The organism is Kitasatospora sp. NPDC057198 (assembly GCF_042670125.1).
Lineage (GTDB): Bacteria > Actinomycetota > Actinomycetes > Streptomycetales > Streptomycetaceae > Kitasatospora.
Genome location: NZ_JBHUWH010000418.1, coordinates 1 through 6821, shown reverse-complemented (window position 1 = coordinate 6821; position 6821 = coordinate 1). Strand labels below are relative to the sequence as shown.

The following is a 6821-nucleotide window of genomic DNA, read 5'->3' as shown; positions in this document are numbered from 1 at the left end:
GGCAGGCGCGGGCCGCCCGGTCCTGCTTGCGGGAGGACAGCAGGCTGGCGACGGTGGTGACCGCCAGCACCACCACGATGAAGCCCAGTGAGAAGGCGATGCCGATCTCCGGCACGTGCACGCCGCTCTCGTGCAGCGCGTGCAGGACCAGCTTGACGCCGATGAAGCCGAGGATCAACGCCAGGCCGTACGACAGGTAGACCAGCCTGGTCAGCAGGCCGCCGATCAGGAAGTACAGCTGGCGCAGGCCCATCAGCGCGAAGGCGTTGGCGGTGAAGACGATGTACGCGTCCTGGGTCAGGCCGAAGATCGCCGGGATCGAGTCGAGCGCGAACAGCACGTCGGTGGTGCCGATCGCCAGCAGCACCGTCAGCATCGGGGTCATCAGCCGGCGGCCGTTCTCCCGGACGAACAGCTTGGTGCCGTGGTACTCGTCCGTGGACGGGACGCGCTTCTTGACCAGGCGCAGCAGCCACCCCTCCTGGAACTCCTCCTCCGCCTCATCCCGCCCGGCCTCCACGAGCAGCTTGCCGGCCGTCCAGAGCAGGAACGCGCCGAAGAGGTAGAACACCCAGGAGAACTTGTCGACCATGGCCGCGCCGCCCGCGATGAAGACGCCGCGCAGCACCAGGGCGATGATCACGCCGAACATCAGCACCCACTGCTGGTAGATCTTCGGCACCGCGAACTTGCCCATGATCAGGATGAACACGAACAGGTTGTCGACGCTGAGCGACTTCTCGGTGATGTAGCCCGCGAAGAACTCCACGGCCGGCTCCGAGCCGCCGTACCCCCACACGAAGGCGCCGAACAGGCCCGCCAGCACCACCCACACGGTGGTCCAGACCCCGGCCTCCTTGATCGAGACCTCGTGCGGCTTGCGGCCGCCGATGAAGAAGTCGGCCACGATCAGCGCGATCAGCACCGCGATGGTGGCGGCCCACAGACCTGCGGACACGTCCATGACTGCTCCTCGTCGGAGCCCCGGCGGGGGCGGGTTCGGCAGGGGAAGCACCATCCTGACCGCCGAAGATCGATTCGCCCGCGCGACACACCCGGCGGCCCGCCCCGTCCCGCCGCTACGCTCGGACCCGTGACCGCCGACCCCGTGAGCACCACCTGGCCGCCCGGCACCGCGGGCGTCCTGCCGCTCCCCTCCGGCCGCCTGATCCGCGGCCGCGGCCTGCGCCGTCCGCTCCCCGCCGGGCCGCCGCCCGACTTCGCGCTGTACCTGCTGGGCCGCCGGCCGCCCGCCGCCGACTGGGAGTCCCGCTGGCTGCGCTGGCCCGACTTCCGCCTGCCGGCCGACCGCGCCGACGCTGCCGACGCCCTGCGCGAGGCGTGGGACCGCGCCGCCGGCGAGCGCGTCGAGGTCGCCTGCGGCGGCGGCTACGGCCGCACCGGCACCGCCCTGGCCTGCCTCGCCGTCCTGGACGGCGTCCCCGCCGCCGAGGCGGTCGCCCACGTCCGCGCCCACTACTCCCCGCGCGCGGTGGAGACGCCCTGGCAGCGCCGCTTCGTCGCCCGCTTCCGGTGAGCCGCACCCCGCGGACGGGAGCCGCACCCCGCGGGCGGGAGCCGCGCTCTGCGGGAGCCGCGGATTGCGGACGGGAACTGACCGCTGCGGCCCGTAGCGTGGCGGCAGGTCCACCACCCGACGGGAGAACCCGCACCGCATGAACGACGTGCTGTCCGTCCGCACCCTGAACCGGACGCTGCTCGAACGGCAGTTCCTCACCGAGCGGACCGGGCTGCCCGTGACCGAGGTGGTGGAGCGGCTGGTCGCGCTCCAGGCGCAGGAACCGAACTGGCCCTACCTGGGGCTGTGGACGCGGATCGAGGACTTCCGCCGGGAGGAGCTGGCGGCGCTGCTCGCGGACGGGCGGGTGGTGCGCTCGGCGTCGCTGCGCAGCACCCAGCACCTGACCGGCGGCGCGGACTTCGGACGCTGGCGGCCGCTGCTCCAGCCGGTGCTGGACCGGACCTCCCGGGCCCGCTACTTCGCCCCCGCCACCGACGGGCTCGACCTGGACGAACTCGCCGCCACCGGACGGGAGTTGCTGGCCGGACGGACGCTGTCCCGGCAGACCCTCGCCGCCGAGCTGGCCGCCCGCCACCCGGGGCGGGACGGGAAACTGCTGGCGGGCGCGGTGCAACTGCGGGTGCCGGTGCTGCAGGGCCCGGACAGCGCCGCCTGGGGCGGCTGGGGCACCCGGCCGAACACCTCGCTGTCCCTCGCCGAGCAGCGGCCCGGCGAACTGTCGGCGGGCGCGGCGGTGCTGCGCTACCTGGCGGCGTTCGGTCCGGCCGGGGTGGCGGACTTCCAGGCGTGGTCCGGGCTGACCCGGACGCGGGCGGTGTTCGAGGAGCTGCGCCCCCGGCTGCGGGCGCACCGCGACGAGCGCGGCACCGAACTGTTCGACCTGCCGGACGCGCCGCTCGCCGACCCGGAGCGCCCCGTCCCGGTGCGGTTCCTGCCCGCGTACGACAACCTGCTGCTCGGGCACGCGGACCGCACCCGGGTGCTCGCCGACCCGGACCGCCCGCGGGTGATGCCGGGCTCGGCGAGGGTCCGGCCGACCTTCCTGCTGGACGGCTTCGTCGCGGGCACCTGGGCGCTGCGCGGCACGGAGCTGCTGGTCAGCCCGTTCCGCCCGCTGCCGGACGCGGCCGCCGGGGAGGTGGCGGCGGAGGCCGGACGGCTGGCGGAGTTCCTCGGCTCCGGGCACCGGGCGGTGCTCGAACCGGCGGCCTGACGCCGCGCCGGTCCAGGGCGGCGGCCAGGGCGGCGCCGGGCAGCGCGGCCCGGTCGGCGGCAGGCATGGCACGGTCACCGGGGCTTTCGTCCCTGGCGGCCGGGGGCGGGGGTCAGCGCCAGTTCGACGTCCTGCCGGGTGCCCCAGCCGGTGCGCGCGCAGGTCAGGGCGCCGTACCACTTGAGCGCCCGCAGGACGGTCATCCCCCACAGCAGGACCAGTGGGGCGAGCGCGACGACGGCCAACTGCCGTCGCAGGGAGTGGTCGTGGCGGCGGACGGTGAGGTAGCGCAGCGCCTCGACGTAGGAGACGACGGTCGGCACCAGGAGGAGCAGCCACGGCGGCACGCCGACCGTGAACGGCTGCCACAGGAACAGCCACCCGAACAGGACGCCACCGGTGACGGCGGTGAACAGGTGCGCGGTCTGCAGCCAGAACGCGTAGCCGGTCAGCGGCAGGTAGCGCAGGCGCCAGCAGGTGCGGATCGCGGAGCCGCGCATCCAGCGCAGTTGCTGGCGCAGGTGGTGGTCGAGCGTCTCCGGCATCGCGGCGAGCCCGAGGGCGCTGGGCTGCTGCACGGTGCGGCCCCGCAGTTTGGCGAACAGCGTCAGCATCGAGTCGTCGGAGAAGTCCACCCGGCGGCCCAGGAAGGTCTCGGCCAGGTAGGTGCGGGCGTGCTCGCGGACCACCGCCGCCCGGTACGCGGCCAGGACGCCGGTGTTGACCAGGACCGAGCCCAGCACGGACTGGGCGGAGCGCTCGTTGAGCTGCCAGGTGGTCATGTAGAGGTCGGTGCAGCGCGTCAGGAGGTTCGTCCCCGCGTTGGCGGCCATCACCACTCCGGCCACCGACTGGACGCGCGGGTCCCGGAAGGGGCGCAGCAGTTCCGCGACGGCCTCGGTGTCCAGGTCGGTGTCGGAGTCGACGGTCAGGAAGAAGTCCGCCTCCGGGGCCCGCTCGGCGGCGGAGACCTGCGCCGCGCGCTTGCCCCGGTTGGGGGTGCGCCGCCAGCTCACCGCCACGCCCGCGTCGCGGCAGGCCGCCTCGAACCACTCCCGCTCGTGCCGGTAGTCGACCTTGCTGCCGTCGTCGACCACGTGGACGGAGTCGGGCGGGCGGGTCTGTTCCAGCAGCGAGGCCAGGCAGCGGCGCAGCCAGCCCGGGTCCTCGTTGAACACCGGCACCAGGACGGCGACGTGCGCGCGGTCCAGCTCGGCCTGGTCGGCGGGGTCGGCCCGGTGCGGGCGCTCGCTGTACGCCAGCACCGTCCGCCAGCCGAGCCAGGCGAACATCGCGGTGTAGAGCGCGGTGAACGCGGGCGCGTCCCCGCCGGGCAGGTCCGCCACCGCCTCGAACCGGCGCACCAGCAGGTACACCCCCGCCAGGACCGTCAGGCTCACAGCCGCCAGGACGCACCGCGGGAGCGCCGATGCCGGATGGATGCGTGCCACCGGGATCGCGTCCCCGCCCGCTCAGTCCTGCAACCCGCGGCCCCGGCGCCACGCCAGGCGCAGCGCGAGCACCCCCGCCGCGACCAGGGAGAGGGCGACCAGCACCAGCCACTTCTCGGTCACTGCCACCCCGAGCACGCTGATCGTTCCCAGTCCGGTCCGGGCCAGCTGACGGCCTTCCGACATCGACGTCCTCCTCCGGCGTGCGCCGCGCCAGGGGGGCGGCGCCCTCGCACCTCGCCCGCCGTCCGGCCGGGCCCTCCCGGCCACCGTCTCCCGCCCCGCCCGCCGGGGACGCGAGCCGCGCCGCGATTCCCCCGACCGGAGCACCCGCCGCCGACCGCGCGGTACGCGCAGCGGTCCGCCGCCACCAGGACCGCCGACGGCACGGTGTCCTCCCGCGTCACCGCCACCGTCCGGGTGCCCCGACACACCGGCAGCACGCACCGGCAGCACGCACCGGCAGCACGCACCGGCAGCACGCAGCGGCAGCAGGCACCGGCAGTACGCCCCGACAGCACGACGGACCGCCGCGCCCCGTCCGCCGACGGGGCGCGGCGGTGCATTCACGCCGGCGGGCCGGTCACATGCCGGTGCCGTAGTAGCCGCCCACGCCGCGCCGGTAGTCGGTGTCCAGGGCGTGCGACTCGCGGTGGTACTCCGGGGAGCTCTTGATCTCCTCCTTGGGGCGGTCGACCCAGACCGTCTTGGCCTCCTCGTCGATGCGCCGGATGACGCCCGCCGGGAGCAGCACCTCGCGGCCGAAGATCCACGGGCCGGTGTCGACCACGATGTAGCCGTCCTCGGCCTCGTAGGAGTGCTTGTCGACCTTGCCGATGTGCCCGTCGGTGGCCTCGACCCGGTAACCGGTCAGGTCGACGCCCGGGTTGTAGCCCTCGGCCTGCTCGTAGCCCCACATGCCGTCGCTCACAACTGCCTCCTTGTCGAGGGGAGTTCGTCGGTCTGCGGTCCGGCTGCCCGGTTCCGTCCGGGTCATGCGCGGCTTTTCGGCGGATTCGGGCGGAACGCACCCGGAACTCGCCCGGAACGCACCGGGAGTGCGCCCGGAACGCGCTCAGCCGGTCGGCGGGGTGCCGCCGTCGGCGGGTTCGAGGCGGGCCAGCCAGTCGGTGAGCAGTACCTCCAGCCGGGCGGCCTCGGCGGGGTCGAGGGCGGCCAGCAGCCGGTGCTCGTTGCGGATGTGGTCGGCGAAGGCGCGGTCGATCAGCTCGCGCCCGGCCGGGGTGAGGGCGACCACCCGGCCGCGCCGGTCCCCGGTGGCGGCGCGCCGGGTGACCAGCCCGGCCCGCTCCAGGCGGTCGATGCGCTTGGTGGCGGCGCCGGTGGTGACCATGGTGTGCGCGGCGAGCTCGCCGGGGGCGCGCTCGTACGGGGCGCCGGCCCGGCGCAGGGCGGCGAGCACGTCGAACTCGCCCTCGCCCAGGCCGTAGCGGGCGTAGACGGCGCACAGCTCGTGGGTGAGCAGGGTGGCGACCCGGTGCAGGCGGCCGATGACGCCCTGCGGGGCGACGTCCAGGTCGGGCCGTTCGCGCCGCCAGGCGGCCTGGATCCGGGCGACGTGGTCGGGCGGCTGCTCGGCGGGCTGCTCCATGGCACCAGCATAGCCGAGCCTCCTTCCATGGAAGCTATATTGACTTCCATGGAAGCTTTTCTCCGGTGGGGCGCCCTCACCGCCCTCGCCCCGGTGGCCTGGGGCGCCAACTACTACGTCACCCACCACCACCTGCCGGCCGACTCCCCGCTCTGGGGCGCGACCCTGCGCGCGCTGCCCGCCGGGCTCCTGCTGCTCGCCGCCGCCCGGCGACTGCCGCGCGGCGACTGGTGGTGGCGCTCCGCCGTGCTCGGGGCGCTGAACACCGCCGCCTTCTTCGTCCTGGTCTACCTGGCCTCGCAGTGGCTGCCGGCGGGCACCGCCGCCATGGTGATGGCCCTCTCCCCGCTCGCCCTGATGCTCTGCGCCTGGCTGCTGACCGGCCGGCGCCCGCTGCCCGCCCAACTGGCGGGCGGCGCGGTCGGCGTCGGCGGCGCCGCCCTGATGCTCGCGGGCGGCGCGGGCCCGACCGGGGCCGCCGGACTGCTCGCCTCGCTGGGCGCGCTGCTGGTCTCCTCGGTCGGCTACGTGCTCACCGCCCACTGGACGGCCGGGAGCCCGGCCGGCGCGGACGGGCCGGGCGTACTCGCCTCCACCGCCTGGCAGTTGACCCTCGGCGGGCTGTTCCTGCTGCCGGTGGCGGCGCTGGTCGAGGGGCCGCCGCCCCGGCTGGACGGCGGCGCCCAACTCGCCTTCGGCTACACCTCGCTGGTGGCTACCGCGCTGGCCTTCCTGGTCTGGTTCGCCGGGCTGCGCCGCCTGCCCGCCGCCACCGTCGGCCTGATCGGCCTGCTCAACCCCGTCACCGGCGTCCTGCTCGACGCGGCCCTGGGTGGCGAGCACCCGGGCCCGGCCCAGTACGCCGGGATGGCCCTGGTGGTGGCGGGCATCGCCCTCGGCCGCCCCGGCTCCCGCTCCCGCCCGCGTCCCCGTCCCCGTCCCCGGCGGCCGCGGGCACCCCGCACCGCACCGGCGTCCCATCGGCGCCCCGCCGCCCCCGCT

8 protein-coding genes are annotated in these 6821 nt (G+C 75.2%); 3 read left to right on the top strand and 5 right to left on the bottom strand.

Annotated features, from left to right (window positions below; genetic code table 11):
• On the bottom strand, positions 1–964 hold a 964-nt coding region (locus ACFUEL_RS31900), incomplete at its 3' end, for a TerC family protein (RefSeq protein ID WP_380240417.1).
• A gap of 144 nt (positions 965–1108) precedes the next feature.
• Here ACFUEL_RS31900 and ACFUEL_RS31895 point away from each other — a divergent pair.
• Together ACFUEL_RS31895 and ACFUEL_RS31890 are read left to right on the top strand one after the other, a co-directional pair.
• Positions 1109–1537 carry a protein-tyrosine phosphatase family protein gene (locus ACFUEL_RS31895; RefSeq protein WP_380240419.1) on the top strand — a complete coding sequence of 143 codons (429 nt, stop codon included), beginning with the start codon at positions 1109–1111 and terminating at the stop codon, positions 1535–1537.
• Positions 1538–1676: 139 nt separating this feature from the next.
• Positions 1677–2756: a winged helix DNA-binding domain-containing protein gene (locus ACFUEL_RS31890; protein ID WP_380240415.1), complete on the top strand. Its 1080-nt coding sequence runs from the start codon at positions 1677–1679 to the stop codon at positions 2754–2756.
• 74 nt (positions 2757–2830) lie between these two features.
• On the opposite strand, the gene ACFUEL_RS31885 is transcribed toward ACFUEL_RS31890, so the two are convergent.
• The 4 genes from ACFUEL_RS31885 to ACFUEL_RS31870 form a co-directional block, all read right to left on the bottom strand.
• On the bottom strand, positions 2831–4156 hold the full coding sequence (locus ACFUEL_RS31885) for a glycosyltransferase family 2 protein (protein WP_380240413.1): 1326 nt from the start codon (positions 4154–4156) through the stop codon (positions 2831–2833).
• 72 nt (positions 4157–4228) lie between these two features.
• A complete protein-coding gene (locus ACFUEL_RS31880) occupies positions 4229–4393 on the bottom strand; it encodes a hypothetical protein (RefSeq protein ID WP_380240411.1) in 165 nt (54 codons plus the stop codon).
• A 397-nt stretch (positions 4394–4790) separates the two neighbouring features.
• Positions 4791–5138: a PRC-barrel domain containing protein gene (locus tag ACFUEL_RS31875; protein ID WP_380240409.1), complete on the bottom strand. Its 348-nt coding sequence runs from the start codon at positions 5136–5138 to the stop codon at positions 4791–4793.
• A 144-nt stretch (positions 5139–5282) separates the two neighbouring features.
• Complete coding sequence (locus tag ACFUEL_RS31870) at positions 5283–5819, bottom strand: MarR family winged helix-turn-helix transcriptional regulator (protein WP_380240407.1); 537 nt, start codon at positions 5817–5819, stop codon at positions 5283–5285.
• A 48-nt stretch (positions 5820–5867) separates the two neighbouring features.
• Here ACFUEL_RS31870 and ACFUEL_RS31865 point away from each other — a divergent pair.
• Positions 5868–6821, top strand: a 954-nt coding sequence (locus ACFUEL_RS31865) for an EamA family transporter (RefSeq protein ID WP_380240405.1), incomplete at its 3' end; no start/stop codon positions are given.

Coding starts and splice junctions, on each gene's coding strand:
- ACFUEL_RS31890 (WP_380240415.1), top strand. CDS start 1,677: ATGAACGACGTGCTGTCCGTCCGCACCCTGAACCGGACGCTGCTCGAA.
- ACFUEL_RS31880 (WP_380240411.1), bottom strand. CDS start 4,393: ATGTCGGAAGGCCGTCAGCTGGCCCGGACCGGACTGGGAACGATCAGC.
- ACFUEL_RS31870 (WP_380240407.1), bottom strand. CDS start 5,819: ATGGAGCAGCCCGCCGAGCAGCCGCCCGACCACGTCGCCCGGATCCAG.